Raw genomic sequence first — 20,345 nt, forward strand, 5'->3', positions numbered from 1 at the left:
ACCTTATTTAGTAAAGTTTATGTAAAGTAGTTAAAACATTTTAATATTATTTTCTTAGTGAAAAACTAAATATTATCATATTTGTGTTTTTACCAGCTCTTTTGCTTCCACCTTCTATACCTTCATGGAATGAACCTACGTCTCTTGCTGATGCTCCTTGTTTTTCTTTCGATTGTATCTTTCTAATATGTTCTGACATCCATTTATCTAATGAGGCAAAATCATAATCACTACCTTGTACTTCTTGTACTAATTCTTTAAACATCTTAAAGTTGTCCAATTTAAACTCTTCTGTTGTTGGATAGTCAAATGTGATTTGATATAAATAACGTGGTCCATCTGTATTTTTACTTTCATAAGCACTATAAGATATAGAGTATCTATGATCCCCACCATCATTAAGATTTACCCCTTCAGTTGTTGTTATACTATAGCCTTTTCCCCCTTCAAGTGAGCAATCATTTTCATCTTTAGCTATATGCACTGGCACTTTCATATTTTTATCTGCATTATAAGCCGTCTTAACTCCATACTTTTCCAAAATATCCTTAATCTCTTTTGTCTGCTTTGCACCTAAATCAAAGACATTTTTTTGTGTAGGCTCTATTTTCTTAAATCCATCTTTTGAATCCGAAGTATTTTCTTCCTTTGTAGTAGTTTCTGTTGATGATGTGTTTCCACTATTACTTTTACCACACCCTACTACACTAAATGCTAATGTTAACGACATTATTATTGCTAAAATCCTTTTCTTTTTCATCCCTTACCCCTTGTTTATGTAAAGTAGTTAAAACATCTTAATACAGCACTTGCATCTAATCAAATGCTGTATTAAGTTTTATATTATTTTCTTAGCGAAAAACTAAATATTACCATATTTGTATTTTTACCAGCTCTTTTGCTTCCACCTTCTATACCTTCATGGAATGAACCTACATCCCTTGCTGATGCCCCTTGCTTTTCTTTTGATTGTATTTTCTTAATATGCTCTGACATCCATTTATCTAATGAAGCAAAATCATAATCACTACCTTGTACTTCTTGTACTAATTCTTTAAACATCTTAAAGTTGTCTAATTTAAATTCTTCTGTTGTTGGATAGTCAATTGTTATTTGATATAAATAAAGTGGTCCATCTGTATTATCTCCTACATAAGCATTGTAAAGTATTCCATATTGATGATCTCCTCCATCATTTACTTTTACTTCTCCAGTTTTTGATATATTATACCCTTTTCCCCCTTTAAGTGAGCAATCATTTTCATCTTTAGCTACATGAATCGGAACATCTGTATTATGATCACCATTATATGCTGTCTTTACTCCATACTTCTCTAAAATGGTCTTAATTTCTTTTGTCTGCTTAGCTCCTAAGTCAAAGATATTTTTTTCTGTATTTTCAATCTTCTTAAATCCATCTTTTGAATCTGAAGCACTTTCTTCCTTTGTAGTAGTTTCTGTTGATGATGTGTTTCCACTATTACTTTTACCACACCCTACTACACTAAATGCTAATGTTAATGACATTATTATTGCTAAAATTCTTTTCTTTTTCATCCTTATTCCTCCTTAAAAACTTAATGACTTTTTAATATTTATTTCATATCTTCCACTCTTCCTATTTTCTTCAAACATCATAGGAAGATTAAAAAACATATATTTAATACTTGCTGTACCAGTTACATTAATTTGTGTCATAGCTTTTGATAAATCAAAATCTTCATTTCCCTTTTTCATATTTACTTGTATCATATCTTCTGTTCTAGCTAAGGTAGTTTCTTGCGATTGTAATAATAAGAATAACCTTAAATAATCACTATATATTGTACTTAAAAGCTTATCTGATGTCTCTTTAGGATTGTCAAACGTTTCAACCACTGAGCTTTCAACAGTCAAAACATTTTGTGTAGCCCAATGATCAAAATCTCTTTTATATAAAGGTACCTTATGACCTTTAACTAAAAGATCAAGATCTGACTTGCTTTCAGCTGCTACCCATCCTGCTGCATATATAGCCTTAAGAAAAGTTAAATTAGAAGGTATTCCAAATATTGCAAGAGTTGCTTGGGTTAATAGTGCCATATCTTGAATCTTTTGCATACAATCAGTAATACCTCTAATTGATATAGCATTTGCTAAAACTCTACAAGCATAAATCTTCCACCAAACATTATCACTATTACTCTTGTCATCAAGATTTCCAGCTAAAATATATTCAATTTCATAATCTAACTGTGTATCAAAATCAACCATTTTAGGAACTCTGTTCTTAGCTAATTCTGGCGATTCACCTACAACCCTATCTTTAAGCCTAGTCATTACATATTCATTTAAATATACCTTATCCCTAATACTGTCTAGAGCGTTTTCTAATCCTGCTAAGACATCCATGGCATCTAAAGATCTTTCTATATTAGAATTACCATCTCCAGAAATAGCACTATCTCTATTTTTATCAAACTTGATAAAATCTTTAGTATTAATATTTTTAGAAGGTAATACAGATGAATATTGTGCTATACTTTTTTCTGATAAATTAGGATCATTATCTACACTCTCTTCCTTTTTATCCTTTAGATCTTCTCCAGCCTTTTGTTTTCTGCCTGTAGCATCTTCAGGCTTTTCTTGAGGCGGTGTTTCTAATAATTCTTGCAGCTTATCAACAGAGCTACTTATAGTATCTTGAATATCTGTAAGTTCACTAGGAATGTCAAGTCTTCTCTTAGTATCTCTCATGCTATTTTTACTATTGTAAAAGTCAATTACTGAAGCATAATCATTCTTCCTGCTTAACTGTTTTATTTCCCCTATGACATTTCCATCAACCTCATGTTCATTATAATCACTGCCACGGAATTTATCATAGTTCTCCATTTGTTTTTGTATTTCTTCAATTGCTTCTTTATTGTTTTTAGCACGTTTGATATTTTCATCTAAATTGTTTTTATCACCAAATATAGCATCATAGGTTTCTGCTTCCATTTGAAAACCTTCATTTATAGCATCTACGCTATCTCCTAAGCCATTATTGGTCATTGTGCCCTTGTTCGCACTAGTCTCAGTATTTTCTAAACTAGATTTATATTGTTCATATACATCTCTAGCATTATCAACAGCTTCCTTAGCTACCTTCGAGTCCTTTAAAAATTCATCTAAGGCTTCTTTAAGTTGTTTAACGTCTTCTTCAATTTGCTTACTACAATCTTTTTTTCCTTTATTAATGATACTTCTTAAATTACTTAGATTAATTGGTTCATACTTAGGATTCTCTTCTTGCTTTTTGTCTTCATATTTTTCAACAGCATCTAGTATCATAGATAAATGTAAGAAAGCCTTTATATCAGAAAATTGATATGTAACATCTTTTCTATTATCTTCGTTGTCATACTGTTTTATCTTTTTAATTAAATCCTGTATCTTTTTTCCTTGTTCATCTACTGATTTAAGTTTCTTATCAATATCTTTAACCTTTTGGTCTAATTTCTCCTTCTTCTTTAGGACATCACTGTATTTGTTCATATCCTTAAATAAGCTTAATTTTTGAATTATATTTTCCATTAAGTTTATAGGAGCTCTATATTTCATATTTTGTAATATCTGTTCTTTAATGACCTCAGGCTGTGTTAATGGCCCTTTCATATTTATGTTTAATGCATCTAATTTGTAATCATAAAGATCAACATATCCATCTCCAGGAGACAATAAGTTATCCTTAGTAACACTTGTTACTGTGTCTTGCATACTAGATTCATCACCACTATAAGCAAAAAGTCCATACTTATCTTTTAAATCTCTATTATAGGAAGCTAGTACAGATTTTGTACCATTATCAACTGCCCTATTTACTTGGGTATCAGCAGTTCTCATTCTTGACCCATCTACCAATCCACCAATAAATACAATTATAATTACGATTATTAAACTTAAGTAGATGGTTATAGATCCTTTACTATTTTTCATATTTCATCCCTTAATTCCCCTTTGCAAACTGGTCAAAGTTATCGATAGTTTCCTTTATTTTATCTAATTTATCTTTAAAGTTTCCCAGTGGATCTCCTTTATCCATTCTATAACATACTTCCTTATATATTTCCAATGCTATATCAACATTTCTAGTAAACTCTACTGGATTATTAATCACTGCATCTATTTGAAATGTATCTACTATTGGTTTGTTAATTCCTATTAACTTAAATATACCTTTAAAAGGAGTTCCATAATCAATATTTACATCAACTTTTAACTTTCTAAAAATAACATAGTTTTTACTTGTAACATTTGTGCTTATCTTAACATTTTTAGCTAACAAGAAAGAATGGATGTCCTTATCTAAGGCTACGCTTAAGGATTCTTTCTTTTGATCAGCTTTAAAATCATACAAAGATGAATATATATCTGAATCTGCAGATATATATTCACCAGTTTGAAAATCTATATTACTTTTAAGCCAGTAAATTGCAGCTTTGTCTAAGTTCTTATTTGCAATTGAATTTGCTGTTGTCCTATTGTAAATCATAGAAGCAGCAAAACATATAAATATTACAAAGACAAATATAAACGGGAATACTAACGCCATTTCAACTGTTAAGCTTCCTTTTTTATTGCTCGTTTTTTTACTAATCTCAATCATAATATTTTATAATCCTTTACTAAGGAGCCATAACCTTGTCGCCACCACTACTGATACTACCCAAAACTTTATTAACAAATGCAACTATAGCGTCCTTAAATAATAATACTAAGGCTATTAAAACAACTATTATTAATACCATTTCAACTGTACCCATTCCCTCTTCTTCTGTAATAAATCTTTTTAAGTTATTCATCTTTATCCCCCTACTTGTTAAATCATTATTATTTTGTATGAAATTCTTATAAACTTCATCACATATTGTATCTCCTTAATAAATTGTAGTTTCTGTGATAATATTTGTAAATAGGACCTTATATAGTATTTTTTCAGGACTTTAGTCCCGTTTTGGCATATACTGGTATAAGTTTCAGTTTTTTTCATTGCTTTTTAAATTAATCTAAAAAAAGCACAAAAAAATATGAAATAGATTTTTCTATTTCATATTTTAATTCACTTTAAAAATTAGCTATTTGAAGGGCAGCTGGAGTCATTATTAATAGAAATACAGCTATTAACATTAACATCATTGGGAAAAGTAATTTTGTTGATGCTTCCTCTCCCTTTTGCTTAGCCACATTCTTTCTAGATTCCCAGCACTCAAATGACAATTTATTTAATACTATTACTATATCACTAGAACCTCTTATCATACTTTGAGTAACTATACTTGCAAACTTTGTTATTTCCTTTACCTTAGTCCTTCTAGAGAGTCCTTTTAAAGCTTCTTCCATGCCCTTTTGCCCTTTTAAATCTAACAATGTTTTTTTCATTTCGTAATAAAGTACCGTATCTTCTTTATTACCTTCTACTATTCTAGTAAAAGCACCTTCTACTGTTAGTCCTGCATTTATTAAAAGAGTTAATTTACTTAAAAACTCTGGAAAATCATATTTTATTTTTAAACTTCTCTTTTCAAAATCCTTATTTAAATTTGAGTCCAATAAGAAAAACACTAAAATCGAAGCTAATGGTCCTAAAGCTGTCATAGCAGCAGAAAATTCCCTATTAGTAAACATTAACAAATAAACAGCAAGCCAGCCAACTAACATATATAAACACTTATTTGCTTCATATACCCTAAAATTATCACTAGCTTCTACTCCATAGATAGACATCATCTTTGAATAAGGTTCTCTATTTATATTTTTAAATCTCCCAATTCCTATACTATCAACAATAAATAGTCCTACTGGAAGAAAATCTTTAAGTGGATATTGATTTTTATCTATACTACCTAGTTCCTTTTTGTAACCTTTACTGGAACCAAGCAAAAATAATAATACTATTAAAATTAAAACCGCAATAAATGGTATTCCTGCTAACATACTACACCTCTATCTTCATTATTTTCTTAGCCCAAAGATTACCTATAAGTATAAGTATTATGGACACTGTAGTTATCATTCTTCCACTAATTGACTTTAATGGTGCCATAAAATCTGGAGCACTCATATATAAAAAAGCAACTAGCACTACTGGTATTAGAGAAAGAATTTTTTGTTCAAACTTCTTTCCTGAAACCAGTACATTTATATCTTGCTTGATTTCAATTTTATCTCCAATAATTTGAGAGGAATTTCTTATGACCTCTTTAAGGTTTCCTCCTGTTCTTGTACACGTAGTAAATATATATGCAAAGGTTTGAACATCATCTAAAGCACTTCTCTCTGCAAAATCAGCTAATGCATCTTCAATTGTTTCATTTCTGTCTATCCTTCTTATGATAAATTGAAGTTCATCTAAGATATAACAGTCAGATGTTTCTTCATACATAAGCTTTAAATCATTATAACAATCTTTAAATGCCATAGGAACAGATTTACCTGCTGATAATGATGATGATAAAGCATATAATGCTTCCTTGAATTGAAGCAATAGCTTTACCTTTCTAGTGTTTATTAGATCCTTAGTTTTCATCTTTGGATAAAATAAACCTGCAAGTGATATTATAGCTGCCCATGCTACACTTTGATAAAATACATATCCAACAGCAAAAGCAACCGCCATTCCCAAAAGTCCCCATAAGATAAATTCTTTCACACTCATCTTATAGTAACTATAGTTTGGCAATATACCTGGTCCTTCTTTTTTCTTCTTTTCTTTTATGCCTTTAGATTTGTTCTCTTTAACCCTATTTTTTTCATCTTTATTAATTACTTCAATTTCTATAACTTCATAATTGCGTCGTTTTTTTATAATCACGATTAATATCACTGATATTACTAATATAACTGCTATAATAGCAATTATTCCTATCAAGAATTCCGTTTTCATTCTTTACCCCCTATTTCAATATATTTAGTTAAATCAATATTGTTTTAGAGATACAATACATGTAAAGCTAACTAAAATTTCAATAAAATAGGTTTTTAATTGTTTAATTTATTTTATACATTTATATGTATTCCTGCCATAGACAGTTTTTCCTTATTTACTAATTCATTTTCAGTCCTAACAAGACTTCCAATGATTTTTCCACTTTCTGTTTCTCCCTCTTCTTTAAACACATAAAGAGGATTTAGTTTTATATTTCCATCATCATCTATTCCTAGCACTTCCGCAATTTCTAAGACCTTTCTACTTCTATCTCTAAGTCTTCCTAGATGTACTATAATATCTAGAGCTGATGATATTTGTTGTCTAATAGCTTGAATTGGGAAATTTACTCCCGTAAGAACCATTGTTTCAAGTCTACTTAACATATCTTTTGTAGAATTGGCATGTCCTGTTGATAAAGAACCATCATGCCCTGTATTCATTGCCTGCAACATGTCTAAAGCTTCTGCTCCTCTTACTTCTCCTACAACAATTCTATCAGGCCTCATTCTAAGTGAAGATTTTATTAAATCTCTAATAGATATTTCACCCTTACCTTCTGTATTGGCATTTCTAGTTTCAAGTCTTACTATATTGTCTACATTTTCAATTTGTAATTCTGCTGAGTCTTCAATAGTTATAACTCTTTCATCCCTTGGAATGAAATTAGATAAAGCATTTAAAAATGTTGTTTTACCTGATCCAGTACCACCACTTATGAACACATTATATTTTGCTAATACAAAATTTTGCAATAGCTTTGCAACATCTGGTGTTATTGAACCATACCTTATTAACTTTTCTACTGTCATTGGGTCTTCTGGGAACTTTCTTATTGTTACAATAGGCCCGCATAAAGATATAGGTGGTAATACCACATTAACTCTTGAACCATCCTTTAATCTTGCATCTACTATTGGAGACGATTCATTAACTACTCTGTTAACATCAGAAACTATCTTTTGAATTAAGTTTTCTAGCTTTTTCTGATCTTCAAATACAGTCTTTACTTGGATTACTTCCCCATCCTTTTCTACAAAGATATTTTTATGACCATTAATCATAATTTCTGTAATATCTTTATCATCTACTAAAGGTTGTAATACATCTAATTTTCTAATAGAGTTATATACCGTATTAACTAATTCTATCTTTTCTGAAACGCTAACGGCATAACTTTTTGTTTTTTGAAACACTTCTTTTGATATAACGTCTCTAGCATCTTCATCTGATAAATCTTGTTGAATGAATCTATCATCCCTTATCATAGAATTAACTTCATCGATTATTTGTTGCTTTAATTCTTCTTTCATCTTATCACCTAAACTAAATTTAATTTAACTATTAAGCTTTGTAATATTTGCTTCATAACCATAGTAGCATTTGATTCCATAGCATAATTAAATTGCATATTCATATCATAGGGTATTCCACCTTCTACACTTTTATTTTCTCTTTGTAGAGCTTCCGGCACCATATACTCTAGATTATTTATTGATTTATTTATTAAGAATGTATACTTTTCTAAATCAGTAACATTATTTATAAATGTATTTAATTTTTCTGTAGAAACATTATCCATACCAAATGGAACTATTATAGCATCTGAATTGTTTAATAAAACTCTATATTGTAAATTATATTTTGATGATGTATCTATAATAATTGTGTTAAACATCTGCACCTCTATAAGATTTTCTAAAAGAACTTTAACATCCTTTTTATCCATATCTTCAATATCTAGCATACTGTCAATTGACTTATAGAAATATACTCCTGAATTCTCATCCTTACTTACAAAACTTACTATATCTCCTTTAATGTCCTTCTTTTTTTCTTTAATAGCAAATATTAAATCAGATAATGTAGTTTCTTTCATTGAATTAAAATATAAATCGGTAGTTTGAACATCTTCAAGATTTAAATATAACACGCTATTTCCATTAGCCGCTAACTCCTTAGCTAAATTAACTGCTATAGTTGTTTTCCCAATCCCTCCTATTGGAGAATAGACCGTAATAATCTTACTTTCTGTATTAGTAACCGATAACTTTTCTAATTCATCAGAATTCTGTTCAGTATAAGCCTTAATAAGACTATCATGAAGAGCTTGTCCTGAAATATATTTATTAATTATAGGATAGCCATCAATTTCACCTTGTTCTTCAAAATCACTAAATATAACTTTTGTTTTTATATTGTAAGTTGTTAACTCTTCAAAATACATGTCTTTATTAATTACTACTATATCGAATTTTTTCTTAGTTTTTAAAAATTCTAATAGATAATCTTTATTCGAAAAACAACTAACTGTAAATCTTTCGGAATAATTATTATTAAAGTAATCACTTACTCCTTGCATATATCTATCATCTGCATCTACTATTGCTATACTTATCTTTGCCATAATTAATCACCTCGCTTTTATAATTCTTTTTAATATAATCTAAATGTATATACTGAGTCTGCTAGCATAATTTCATCTTTATCTTTTAATGGCTGAGGACTATTGCTAATTATCCTTTTTTTATTGATAAAGGTTCCATTTTTTGAATTCAAATCAACTATGTAGTACATTCCCTTTTGATTAATTATTTCTGCATGAATTTTACCTACAGCTTTGTTTAATATAGCATAATCTACTTGTGTAGATAACCTTCCTAGTCTGAACCTTCTAGTATTTATGTATATTTTTTCAGATTTTCCTGAACTATTTACTAAAAGATAAGGTTCACTTGTTGTAAGCAATACTGTTTCATCATCATAATTTTCTGTAGAGTCATTTTTAGGTATTTCTTTCACATTAGAACTATTCATATTTACTCCAGTAGAGCTATTATTAATATTTTGCATATTGTAATTCATATTATTGTTAGCTTGCATATTAAAATTATTACTAGTACTAGTACTAGTATTTGTAGTATTATTCATAAAGTTATTATTAGTATTCACAGAAGTGTTAACATTATTATTTGGCATCCCATTGTTTATATTTCCATTATTATTGCTCACGTTGTTACTTGAAACGCCGTTATTTATGTTCATATTGTTATTAACATTTCCATTACTCATATTATTTTGAACAGTTTTATTTTTCTTTATCTCATCTTTTTTCTTTGGCTCTTTTATCTTTACTTTTACCTTGATCTTCTTTTTCTTATCTAATAAGTTTTTTAAAGCAAGAAAATCTAGTACTCCAATTATTAAAACTACTCCTAATTTTTGTGAAACATCCTCTAATGCTATAAATGCCAAAACTGCTAAGCATGCTGTAACCACAACCATAACAATGCTTATTATTATGTTTACTGTTTTGTATACTTCTTTAACCTCTACCTTTTCACTTAAATCAGCTTTACTTTTCTTCAAATTATTTGATGGTTTAAACTGATTGTTATTCATTTGCACAGGATTATTGTTTGTTTGCATTGGATTATTATTTAGATTTTGTCCCATTATATTAGGTTGTTGAACGAAACTTCTATCTCTCCCTATATTACCTTGAATATTGTTTTGTTCATTTAGGATGGTACCCATATCTTTACAGACATTACTTAAGAAAAAATCGTAAAATTCCTTTATAGTAGTCTTTTCTCTCTTTAAGAAATTCAACATTTTCTGAAGATAATGATCTGAATAAGTATCGTCAATATTTGCATAATCTACTATTATATCTTTAATCATATTCTTAAACTTATCATTAACGTTTAAGTTGTAATTTTTTTCAATTGGGATGTAGATATACTTAACTTGTAAGTTTTCCTTAGATATATATATCTTATCAAGATCCAAAACATAATTATTAACGGACAAATATTGTTCTTCTGATTTGACTAATGTCCCACACAAATTTTTTACAATATCCAAAAAGTTCTTTCTTGATATTCTATTCATCCTAAAATAACTATCAATTGGAATTAGAGATGTAGTCTCATAATACAATTGAATTTCTGAATTAAATTGTCTCTTCTCAATAGGTAAAAAGCCACCATCCACATTTCTATTTACCATTTCAATTTGAAAATCAATTAATTCTAAAGCGTTAAAGTTTGTAACTAAATAATTTTTATTACTGCTTGTATTTGTAACAAAAACTATTTCTTTGGTTAAATTTGTCACTATTACCCCTCCATTCTTTTAATATATTACCATCTTAGCTTTTTAAATACAACTATCGATATTTAATCCATAATCCAAAAAAAATTCCAACTCATTTTATTATGAGTTGGAATCTCCAAACTTAATATTTTTAATTTAACTTCTAAATATAACTTCTTCCCTTGAGAACATGTACCTTGTAACAGAAACTATAGCTATAATATATACTATATGCCAACCTATAACTATTGCTATATGCTGAAGATTATATATTCCAAATAAGAATTCCTTCATAACACAAACTGCATTTACTAATGGTACATGGAAAAACACCTCTTGTATATTTTTTACATTCATATACATTGGAACAAATACAAGTAACATCATAGGAACCATTAACCCTGAAAGGTATGTATTTGCTTCCTTTGTTGATCTTGCATATATACTTATTCCTATTTGTAAAGTACAAATAGCTATTATTATAAATAATGAAAATAATATTATCAATGCTATTGCTTTTGAATTTATATCAAAAGATATTTCTGTACCAGCTACTGACGAAATATATCCCTTGAATGATACAAACAGAGATGACATGCTGGCAATTAATGCAACTACAGCGATAAGAGCCATACTAGCAATCTTTCCCCATAAAAGCGAACTTCTATTTCCTGATGTTGATAACAAAGGTTCAAAAGTTCCTCTTTCTTTTTCTCCTGCACCCATATCAGCTGCCAAGCCCATAGTAGGTGTAAGAAGTAATATCACTATCATTGCAGGTAGCATTCCCATAAGCATATTAGCTACTGAATTCATCTTTCCATCTTCGCTTATCCCTGATTTTTGTTCTACTGTAAATGGTGTAAGTATAGAGGAATTTATCCCCACCTCATTTAATCTTTGCTCAACTATCTGCTTGCTATACCCTTCAAAAAGAGTATTTACCATTCCAGCTGCAATTGTAGATTTATCTGATTGGTCATCTACTAACAATTCTATATTATTTGATTTCTTTTCAGCTATATTAGCATCTATATTATGTGGCAAATTAACTATTAATTCTATTTCACCATCTTTTAATGCTTTTGAAGGATTCTCCACATCTTCTATCGTTATATTATCTTGAGTTTTTAGAACCTCAACTAAACTAGATTCCTTATCTCCTTCAATAACAACTCTTATTTCTTTTTCTGCATCTTTAGAGCTCTTTTGCATTGTTGAGCCCATAACTTTAAACATTATTGGGTAAATTAATATAGGTAATATAATAGTAAAGGCAATGGTTTTTCTATCTCTTAATATATCTGTTAATTCTTTTTTTAATACAGTTATGAAATTATTCATTGGAATCACCTCCAATTAATGAAAAGAACACATCTTCTAAATCTTGATTACTATACTTTTCTTTAAGTTCTTTTATCGTTGAATTCTCTAACAATTTTCCCTTGTGGATTATTATTACTCTGTCACAAAGCTTTTCTACTTCAGTCATTGAGTGACTTGAAAATAGTATAACTTTTTTATCATCTTGGCATTTTCTTATAAAATCATGAATTATCCTAGTTGCTCTTACATCTAAGCCTGTACATGGTTCATCAAATAGCATAACCGATGGATTATGAACAATTGAACGGGCAATAGATACTTTTTGTTTCATTCCCCTTGAAAACTTACCAACTTTTTTATTAATATACTCTATCATTCCAAATTCACTAGCCAAATCATCAATTCTCTTATTTGCCTCGTCATCACTCATTCCAAATAGATTAGCAAAATACTTTATATTTTCTCTTGCACTTAATCTATCATAAAGTCCTACATCTCCTCCAAATAATATCCCAATTTCTCCTCTTACCTTATTTCCTTGATTTGTAGCACTTAAATCATTAACAATAACTTCTCCTGAAGTAATTTTTAACATAGTTGAAATCATTCTAAGAGTTGTAGTTTTTCCTGCACCATTTTCACCTAAAAGTCCAACTACTTCTCCTTCCTTTACTTCAAAGGACAGATTATCAACAACAGTTGCATCTTTAAATTTCTTAGTAAGATTTTTTACTTCTAACAAAACTTCTCCCCCTATTTCTCTTAATGTATTCTATTTATTATACAATAGATATTAAATTTTAACTAGATATTACTGGATTTTAATCCAAATTATCTTATGATTAGTTTAATATTAACCTCAAATTTTTCCCAATATATGTAATAGCAAACAATCTTTCAACTTTATTAGTACTCATTAGTATTTAAATTCTCTACATTTTCCACATATAAATAAAGCAGCCCAATGGGACTGCCTTATAATTTCACATAACTAAATTTTCTCAACTAAATATTTCTCTATAGCTAGTTGTTTTCCTACAGATAATATTAATATTTGAAAACAATATACTTAACCTAAAGCCTTTATTCTCGCTTCAACAGCTTCAAGCATTTCAACATACTTTTCTCTCTTAGCTTTTTCTCCATCTACCACTGCTTGAGGGGCTTTAGCAACAAATCCTTGATTCCCTAGCTTTTTATCAATTCTTTCTATTTCACCATTGAGCTTTTTAACTTCCTTGTTTAATCTTTCAAGTTCCTTTTCCTTATCTACTAAATCTAGAAGAGGCATAAATAATTCTCCACCTTTAACTACTAAGGATACTGCATTTTCTGGAACTTCATTCTTGTTATCTATAAACTCAACCTCTGAAGCTGATGCAAGCTTTTCAATATAAACTACTCCTGACTTAAATGCTTCCTTAGCTTCTTCTCCAATATAACAAATAACTTTTGCCTTTCTTGAAGGTGGAACATTCATTTCAGCTCTTACATTTCTAAGTCCTTTAATTGCTTCTATTATATATGCCATTTCTTCTTCAGCATTTTTATCAACTAATGATTCTTCAAATTCTGGCCATGCTGAAGTTGTAATTGTCTCTTCATCACTTAAGTGAGTAAAGATCTCTTCTGTTATAAATGGCATTACTGGATGTAATAATTTTAATCCTGTAATTAAAACTTTATTTAAAACATTATAAACTACACCTTTAGCCTTTTCATCTTCACCATAGAATACTGGTTTTACAAGCTCTATATACCAGTCACAGAATTCAGTCCACATAAAGTCATAAACTTTTTGTATAGCTATTCCAAGCTCAAACTTATCCATATTTTCTGTAACTTCACTGATTAAGTTATTCATTTCTGATAATATCCACTTATCAGCTAATGAATATTCAGTACAGTCTTTGTATTTATTCATTATATCTTTATCAAGATTCATCATAACAAATCTTGAAGCGTTCCAAATCTTATTAGCAAAGTTTCTAGCTGATTCTACTTTTTCTGGATAATATCTTATATCATTTCCCGGAGCATTACCAGATACCAACATATATCTTAAAGCATCAGCTCCATAACTATCTATAACATCTAAAGGATCAACACCATTTCCTAAAGACTTACTCATCTTTCTTCCTTCTGAATCTCTAATAATACCGTGAATTAATACTGTATCAAAAGGAGTTTCATCCATGTTATGAAGTCCTGAGAAAATCATTCTAGCAACCCAGAAGAATATAATATCATATCCAGTAACTAGAGTGCTTGTTGGATAGAAGAAATCTAAGTCTTCTGTCTTATTTGGCCAACCAAGTGTTGAGAAAGGCCAAAGTGCTGATGAAAACCAAGTATCTAATACATCCTTATCTTGTTCTATATTAATAGATCCACACTTTGTACATGCTGTAGGTGCATCTTCTAATACCATCATTTCGTTGCAATCTTTACAATAGAAAACTGGGATTCTATGTCCCCACCATAATTGTCTTGAAATACACCAATCTTGAATGTTCTCCATCCAATTAAAATAAGTCTTTTCAAATCTTTCAGGAACAAACTTAGTTTTCTTATTTTTAACTACTTCTATAGCAGGCTTTGCTAAAGATTCCATCTTAACATACCATTGCTTAGAAATTATAGGCTCTACAGTAGTACCACATCTATCATGAGTACCAACATTATGAGCATGGTCTTTAACCTTTACTAACAATCCTGCTTCTTCTAAATCTTTTACAATAGCTTTTCTTGCTTCATACCTATCAAGCCCTTCATACTTTCCACCAAGTTTATTGATAATTCCCTTATCATCCATAACTCTTATAATTTCAAGGTTATGTCTTTTCCCTACTTCAAAATCATTAGGATCATGAGCTGGTGTCATCTTAACTGCACCAGTTCCAAACTCTAAATCAACATATTCATCGCCAACTATAGGGATTTCCCTATTTACTAATGGTAAAATTACAGTTTTCCCTATAAGATGCTTATATCTTTCATCATTTGGATTAACGGCAACTCCACTATCACCTAGTAATGTTTCAGGTCTAGTAGTTGCGATTTCTAAAACACCAGAACCATCAGCTAGTGGATAGTTAATATGCCAAAAATGACCTGCTTGTTCTTCATATTCAATTTCAGCATCAGAAAGAGCTGTTTGACAATGAGGACACCAGTTAGTTATTCTATTTCCTTGATAAATTAAACCTTCATTATATAATTTAACAAAGACATGTTTAACAGCTTTATCTAGATTATCATCCATTGTGAAAGCTTCTCTTGTAAAGTCAGCTGATACTCCAACCTTCTTTAATTGAGTTCTTATTCTCTCTCTATATTCATCAGTCCATTCCCAAACTTTTTCTAAGAATGCTTCTCTTCCCATTTCTTTCTTATCAAGACCTTTTTTAGCAAGTTCGTTTGCAACTTTAACTTCTGTTGCTATTGAAGCGTGGTCTTCACCTGGAACCCATAAAGTACAATAACCTTGCATTCTCTTAAATCTTATAAGCATATCTTGAAGTGTATTATCAAGAGCATGCCCTAAGTGAAGTTTACCTGTTATATTTGGTGGTGGCATAACTATTGAATAAGGCTTTTTACTCTTATCTACAACTGGAGTAAAATACTTTTTCTCTTCCCAAGTTTTATATATTCTCTCTTCAAAATCTTTTGGATCATATGTAGTTGATAAATTTTTGTTTTCTTCCATATTTATTTCTCCTTATCTTTATCTTTGCAAAATAAAAAGAGCCTTAATCCTAAAAAGGACGAAGACTCGCGGTACCACCTTTATTCCTACTATAGTAAATTAGAACTATTATAGGCTCTTATTTAAATAACGGTTTAGAAAAACCGTCCTTAGCTACTAAAAAATTTCACTAAGGAAGCTCAAAAGCTACCTTCAAAACCTTCCATATAAGGGCTTTCACCTAATCCCTCTCTCTTAAATACTTTTGGGTTCTTACTCCTCTTTATCACTGCCAATAAAATATTAATTTACTTCATGATATATTAATATAATTATTTTGTCAAATTAATTTTTCACCATAGTTTATAGTAGATCATAAAGTGCAAATAAATCACTGATATCTATTTCTCCATCTTTATTAATATCTGAATTTTTTTCATTAATTTTATAATTAGGATTTAACAAAAACTTTTTAAGATCTATACCATCTGCCATTGTTATTTCCCCATCTCCATTAACATCTCCAAGTAACGCTGGTTCAGGAACCTCTCCATTCACATGCGTTCCACATTTTCCCAAATTGACCTTATGATCTAATCCTATGCATTTTCCTGTACTTTCATCCTGCCATAATGTAGGCTTAACTAATGCCATCTTTGCTGTATCAACTGTTTTAAAATCATAGCCAAGTATTCCACCAGTATCTCCTGAGTTTGCATTAACACACCAGAATGTATGATTTAAATTATTTTCCTTAATTAAGTCAGCTAACTCTTTCATCCATTTTTCATTCTTTCCACCATCAAGGTTTCCACCCCATTCTCCTATTAGAACTGGTGCTATATTCTTTTCTTTAATGTAAAACCAGTTATCACGCCATACATCCTTAATCAATGAATCCTTAGTAAAATCACCTTCAAACCATGACTGAGCTGATACCCCTGGACCATAATCATGTGGAGAATAAATTACTTGATTTTTATACTTTCCAAGATCTACAGGATAATCTTTAACACCTCTAAGATTTCCTCCCCACCAAGAACCATAATAGTCACTTATTCCTTTAGCATCATAAGTAAGGCCTTCTTTTGGATATGTCTCTACTCCTTCTACTATAACTAGAAGATTTGGGTTAACATCTAAAATTGTTTTTCCAACCTTTTCAGCTTCATATTTCCAATTATTTTTATCAGTACTTCCGTCCCATTTAGCTGATTCTCCTGCTTGATATGACTTTCCATGAGGTTCATTAAAAACATCTGCTGCTACTACTGTATCATCATTTTTATAATGTTCAGCTAAATAAGCCCAACAAGCTTCAAAATCTTCAGTTCCATAATCACCGCTATACCAAGTAGGAGTTTGTCCAGCACTTACAATCCTGTGCATATCTAGCATAACTTTCAAACCTATCTTTTTGCAGTAAGCTATAACTGCATCCAAGACTTCTAAACTATTTTTCCCTTTTAAATCTGGATTAAGATAATCATTTGGTGAAGCAGGCATTGGATATGTACCTTGCCTCCATTGATTTACTAATTCTACTGATAAAGGCACTCTTAAAATATTAAATCCGTTATTAGCAACTGTATCCAAAATGTTCCATGGTGTATTTGCCCATATTCCATGAAAGGAATAATCTGGTGTTTCATTTCCAAACCAAGCTATACCAGTTAGTCGTACTTCATTACCATTTGCATCTAAAATTTCACTTCCGTTTGTGTGTAAATAATCATCATTATTATCTGCAGCTAAAGCTGTCAATGGTGAATTTAAAAGCACCATAGCTGCCATCATAACAGAAATACACAATGACTTTCTTTTCATAGATAATTTCCCCCTCAAATTTACTGAAACTACTGTCATTGCAATAGTTTTGTGCTATAATATTACATAATTACATATAATATGTAAAGTGAAATAGCATAAAACGCCTGTATTTAAATCGCAAATGATATATTACTTTATAATCCTATCCAAATACACAAGTTAAATACTGAATGACAAATTATTGTTACCCATAATGATTTGTATTCTTTAAATAAATACCCAAAAGCTAAACTTACCATAGCTGTAGTTATGGATGATTGTAATATATTAGTGCCCGAATTTATCCATGTAGGAATATGAAGACTTGTAAATATAAACGTAGTTATTAAATTTGCTGTCCAAAAACTATACTTACTATCTAACTTTTGTAAAAGGAAACCCCTAACCGGTATTTCTTCAAGAAAACCTACAAGCATCCCGCTTATCCATAGTATTCCTATATTAAAATTCATATGAAATGATCCTATAAGTATATTTTTTATTATAAGCAGACCTATTAACATAAGACTTACTATAGTTCCAATTAAGATACCTTTTAACGAATTCTTAGTTAATTTCAGATATTCAAAGGGATTAGTTTTTTCCACTTTATAAATATAAATGAATACAGGTACTATGAATATAAAAATATATATTGATAACATTGATAAAAAAAAGCTTGGACTTATTTCCAATTCAAACACCTCTTTGCAAAAATTATATATTTATTATATAGTAAAATATGTTATTTTCATAATAATAATAATGATGTAGAGAAAGGATTATTTTGATGATTGTTACAGATAAATTAACTAAAAAACTTACAAATTTTATCGGTGAAACACTTTCAAAATCTGATGAAGATTTGGAGAAAATTGAATATGGTATTAAAGTTATTTTTCTAAACCTATTTAAAATGATTATTTTATTTTCAACTGCTTATATTTTAGGAGTATTTAAATATACCCTTATAGCTCTTATTATATTTGCCATATTTAGAACATTTGCTTCTGGAGCTCATGCAAATTCTAGCCTTCAATGCATTATACTAAACTACGTGCTTTTTCTTGGAAATGTCTATGTTAGCATGTATTTTCCTTTAAATAAATTATATATTTCTTTAATTTTTATAATTAGTTTAATACTTACTTATTTTTATGCTCCAGCAGATACTGCTGACCGTCCCTTAGTAAGCAAAAAACTACGTAAGAGCTTAAAAATCAAGTCATTACTAGTTGTTATATTTTTCTATATAATTTGCATGATTATAAAAAATGATATTTATATGAATTTAATCACCTTTTCTATCTTAGAAGAAGCTTTAGTAATTACACCTGTAAGCTACAAAATTTTAGGTAAAACATATAACAATTACGAAAATATTCAATTATAGACATAATAATGTAAATAATGTTATAATATAATGTACACTTTTTTATGGGGGGAACATTAATGAATATAATACTTTGTGAAGATAACTCACGCCAAAGAAAAGATTTTGAAGATATGATAACAAATGAAATAAATGATTTAGATTTTAAAATTGTTCTTTCTACAAATAATCCAAACAAAGTTATTAAACATGTAGAGGATAATTTATCAAGTAATTTTATTTACTTTCTAGATATTGATTTACAAAGTGATATAAATGGAATAGAGTTAGCTAAAAAAATTAGAAAATACGATTCATCTGGTTATATAATATTTTTAACAGCTCATGCTGAATTAACACTTTTAACATTCCAATATAAAGTAAGAGCTATGGATTATATACTAAAAGGGGACAACCATTTAGTTAGACAAAAAATTCATGATTGTATAACTCAAATTTGCACTGATATATCAAATAGTAGGCATAAAAAAAGTAATATAATTCCTATTGATATTGGAAATAATCTTGTATTTTTTGATTTAGACGAGGTTCTATTTTTCGAAACAGCTGATACTGAACATAAGATTAGAGTGCATACTTCTTCAGGGTATTCTGAATTTTACGGAACCTTAAAAGATATCGAAAGCACCTTAACTCCGTCATACTATAAACCACATAGATCTTATTTAGTAAATACTAAGATGATTAAATCTATAGATAAAGAGAACTTAATTATACATATGAATAATGGCGAAACGTGCTATGTGGCATCACGTTACTTAAAGGGACTGTTACAAAAATGTTTAAAGTAAAGTAATGAAGAAAAATAATTTAAATCTTTATTAAAATATAAACGTATTCAATTTGTTTTTAGTAAGAAAGGACTGTATTATTTTGTCATACTTAGTTTTAAATGTGCTTCTTTCTTGTATAATGTCGCTTATGATAATTTTGCCTTCAATAAATTTAAACAATTTACAAATTAATAAAAAGCTTTTTCTTACTTGTTTTTTTATTAATTTTATTCCTATTTCTGTTTTGCATCTTAATACAAGAGATATAGCTTATATGATTATACTTCTATTTACTTCTTTTATTTA

General features: G+C 29.3%; 17 protein-coding genes and 1 other annotated feature. Of the genes, 2 read left to right on the plus strand and 15 right to left on the minus strand.

The window, feature by feature from the left end:
• Positions 1 to 46: 46 nt before the first annotated feature.
• The 15 genes from FAY47_RS01290 to FAY47_RS01360 all read right to left on the minus strand — a co-directional run bounded on the left by FAY47_RS01290 (position 47) and on the right by FAY47_RS01360 (position 18,568).
• Entirely contained in the window at positions 47 to 760 is a 714-nt protein-coding gene (locus tag FAY47_RS01290; protein ID WP_143314591.1) for a hypothetical protein, read from the minus strand.
• Positions 761 to 843: 83 nt separating this feature from the next.
• Positions 844 to 1,557, minus strand: a complete 714-nt coding sequence (locus FAY47_RS01295) for a hypothetical protein (protein ID WP_143314592.1) — start codon at positions 1,555 to 1,557, stop codon at positions 844 to 846.
• Positions 1,558 to 1,569: 12 nt separating this feature from the next.
• Positions 1,570 to 3,960, minus strand: coding sequence for a DUF5702 domain-containing protein (locus FAY47_RS01300; protein WP_143314593.1), 2,391 nt, complete (start codon positions 3,958 to 3,960; stop codon positions 1,570 to 1,572).
• A 10-nt stretch (positions 3,961 to 3,970) separates the two neighbouring features.
• A complete protein-coding gene (locus FAY47_RS01305; protein ID WP_143314594.1) occupies positions 3,971 to 4,630 on the minus strand; it encodes a TadE/TadG family type IV pilus assembly protein in 660 nt (219 codons plus the stop codon).
• A gap of 19 nt (positions 4,631 to 4,649) precedes the next feature.
• Positions 4,650 to 4,826, minus strand: a complete 177-nt coding sequence (locus FAY47_RS01310; protein ID WP_143314595.1) for a Flp1 family type IVb pilin — start codon at positions 4,824 to 4,826, stop codon at positions 4,650 to 4,652.
• A gap of 262 nt (positions 4,827 to 5,088) precedes the next feature.
• The gene (locus FAY47_RS01315) at positions 5,089 to 5,958 is read right to left on the minus strand and encodes a type II secretion system F family protein (RefSeq protein ID WP_143314596.1); all 870 of its coding nucleotides are present in this window, start codon (positions 5,956 to 5,958) and stop codon (positions 5,089 to 5,091) included.
• A gap of 1 nt (position 5,959) precedes the next feature.
• Positions 5,960 to 6,907 carry a type II secretion system F family protein gene (locus FAY47_RS01320; protein ID WP_143314597.1) on the minus strand — a complete coding sequence of 316 codons (948 nt, stop codon included), beginning with the start codon at positions 6,905 to 6,907 and terminating at the stop codon, positions 5,960 to 5,962.
• Positions 6,908 to 7,020: 113 nt separating this feature from the next.
• Entirely contained in the window at positions 7,021 to 8,262 is a 1,242-nt protein-coding gene (locus FAY47_RS01325) for a CpaF family protein (RefSeq protein ID WP_143314598.1), read from the minus strand.
• A gap of 8 nt (positions 8,263 to 8,270) precedes the next feature.
• Positions 8,271 to 9,356, minus strand: a complete 1,086-nt coding sequence (locus FAY47_RS01330) for an AAA family ATPase (RefSeq protein WP_143314599.1) — start codon at positions 9,354 to 9,356, stop codon at positions 8,271 to 8,273.
• A 29-nt stretch (positions 9,357 to 9,385) separates the two neighbouring features.
• On the minus strand, positions 9,386 to 11,068 hold the full coding sequence (locus FAY47_RS01335; protein WP_143314600.1) for a DUF6382 domain-containing protein: 1,683 nt from the start codon (positions 11,066 to 11,068) through the stop codon (positions 9,386 to 9,388).
• A gap of 135 nt (positions 11,069 to 11,203) precedes the next feature.
• Positions 11,204 to 12,391 (minus strand): ABC transporter permease, encoded by a 1,188-nt coding sequence (locus FAY47_RS01340; RefSeq protein ID WP_143314601.1) that lies wholly within the window; start codon positions 12,389 to 12,391, stop codon positions 11,204 to 11,206.
• Positions 12,384 to 13,115: an ATP-binding cassette domain-containing protein gene (locus FAY47_RS01345; RefSeq protein WP_143314602.1), complete on the minus strand. Its 732-nt coding sequence runs from the start codon at positions 13,113 to 13,115 to the stop codon at positions 12,384 to 12,386. The genes FAY47_RS01340 and FAY47_RS01345 overlap by 8 nt, the downstream gene beginning before the upstream one ends.
• 327 nt (positions 13,116 to 13,442) lie before the next feature.
• Positions 13,443 to 16,085 carry a valine--tRNA ligase gene (locus FAY47_RS01350; protein WP_143314603.1) on the minus strand — a complete coding sequence of 881 codons (2,643 nt, stop codon included), beginning with the start codon at positions 16,083 to 16,085 and terminating at the stop codon, positions 13,443 to 13,445.
• A gap of 51 nt (positions 16,086 to 16,136) precedes the next feature.
• Positions 16,137 to 16,363, minus strand: a binding site (T-box leader).
• Positions 16,364 to 16,427: 64 nt separating this feature from the next.
• Positions 16,428 to 17,891 carry a cellulase family glycosylhydrolase gene (locus FAY47_RS01355; RefSeq protein ID WP_143314604.1) on the minus strand — a complete coding sequence of 488 codons (1,464 nt, stop codon included), beginning with the start codon at positions 17,889 to 17,891 and terminating at the stop codon, positions 16,428 to 16,430.
• A gap of 137 nt (positions 17,892 to 18,028) precedes the next feature.
• Positions 18,029 to 18,568 (minus strand): CPBP family intramembrane glutamic endopeptidase, encoded by a 540-nt coding sequence (locus FAY47_RS01360; protein WP_243129497.1) that lies wholly within the window; start codon positions 18,566 to 18,568, stop codon positions 18,029 to 18,031.
• A 95-nt stretch (positions 18,569 to 18,663) separates the two neighbouring features.
• On the opposite strand from FAY47_RS01360, the gene FAY47_RS01365 reads away from it, so the two are divergent.
• A complete protein-coding gene (locus FAY47_RS01365) occupies positions 18,664 to 19,266 on the plus strand; it encodes an accessory gene regulator B family protein (RefSeq protein ID WP_143314605.1) in 603 nt (200 codons plus the stop codon).
• 59 nt (positions 19,267 to 19,325) lie between these two features.
• On the plus strand, positions 19,326 to 20,057 hold the full coding sequence (locus FAY47_RS01370; RefSeq protein WP_243129499.1) for a LytTR family DNA-binding domain-containing protein: 732 nt from the start codon (positions 19,326 to 19,328) through the stop codon (positions 20,055 to 20,057).
• Positions 20,058 to 20,345: the final 288 nt, after the last annotated feature.

Origin of the sequence: Clostridium sp. HBUAS56017, assembly GCF_007115085.1 — a bacterium.
GTDB lineage: Bacteria > Bacillota > Clostridia > Clostridiales > Clostridiaceae > Clostridium > Clostridium cibarium.

Bases quoted from the DNA above. Each gene is read 5' to 3' on its own strand.
- FAY47_RS01290 (WP_143314591.1), bottom strand. From the start codon at position 760: ATGAAAAAGAAAAGGATTTTAGCAATAATAATGTCGTTAACATTAGCA.
- FAY47_RS01295 (WP_143314592.1), bottom strand. From the start codon at position 1,557: ATGAAAAAGAAAAGAATTTTAGCAATAATAATGTCATTAACATTAGCA.
- FAY47_RS01300 (WP_143314593.1), bottom strand. From the start codon at position 3,960: ATGAAAAATAGTAAAGGATCTATAACCATCTACTTAAGTTTAATAATC.
- FAY47_RS01305 (WP_143314594.1), bottom strand. From the start codon at position 4,630: ATGATTGAGATTAGTAAAAAAACGAGCAATAAAAAAGGAAGCTTAACA.
- FAY47_RS01310 (WP_143314595.1), bottom strand. From the start codon at position 4,826: ATGAATAACTTAAAAAGATTTATTACAGAAGAAGAGGGAATGGGTACA.
- FAY47_RS01315 (WP_143314596.1), bottom strand. From the start codon at position 5,958: ATGTTAGCAGGAATACCATTTATTGCGGTTTTAATTTTAATAGTATTA.
- FAY47_RS01320 (WP_143314597.1), bottom strand. From the start codon at position 6,907: ATGAAAACGGAATTCTTGATAGGAATAATTGCTATTATAGCAGTTATA.
- FAY47_RS01325 (WP_143314598.1), bottom strand. From the start codon at position 8,262: ATGAAAGAAGAATTAAAGCAACAAATAATCGATGAAGTTAATTCTATG.
- FAY47_RS01330 (WP_143314599.1), bottom strand. From the start codon at position 9,356: ATGGCAAAGATAAGTATAGCAATAGTAGATGCAGATGATAGATATATG.
- FAY47_RS01340 (WP_143314601.1), bottom strand. From the start codon at position 12,391: ATGAATAATTTCATAACTGTATTAAAAAAAGAATTAACAGATATATTA.
- FAY47_RS01350 (WP_143314603.1), bottom strand. From the start codon at position 16,085: ATGGAAGAAAACAAAAATTTATCAACTACATATGATCCAAAAGATTTT.
- FAY47_RS01355 (WP_143314604.1), bottom strand. From the start codon at position 17,891: ATGAAAAGAAAGTCATTGTGTATTTCTGTTATGATGGCAGCTATGGTG.
- FAY47_RS01365 (WP_143314605.1), top strand. From the start codon at position 18,664: ATGATTGTTACAGATAAATTAACTAAAAAACTTACAAATTTTATCGGT.
- FAY47_RS01370 (WP_243129499.1), top strand. From the start codon at position 19,326: ATGAATATAATACTTTGTGAAGATAACTCACGCCAAAGAAAAGATTTT.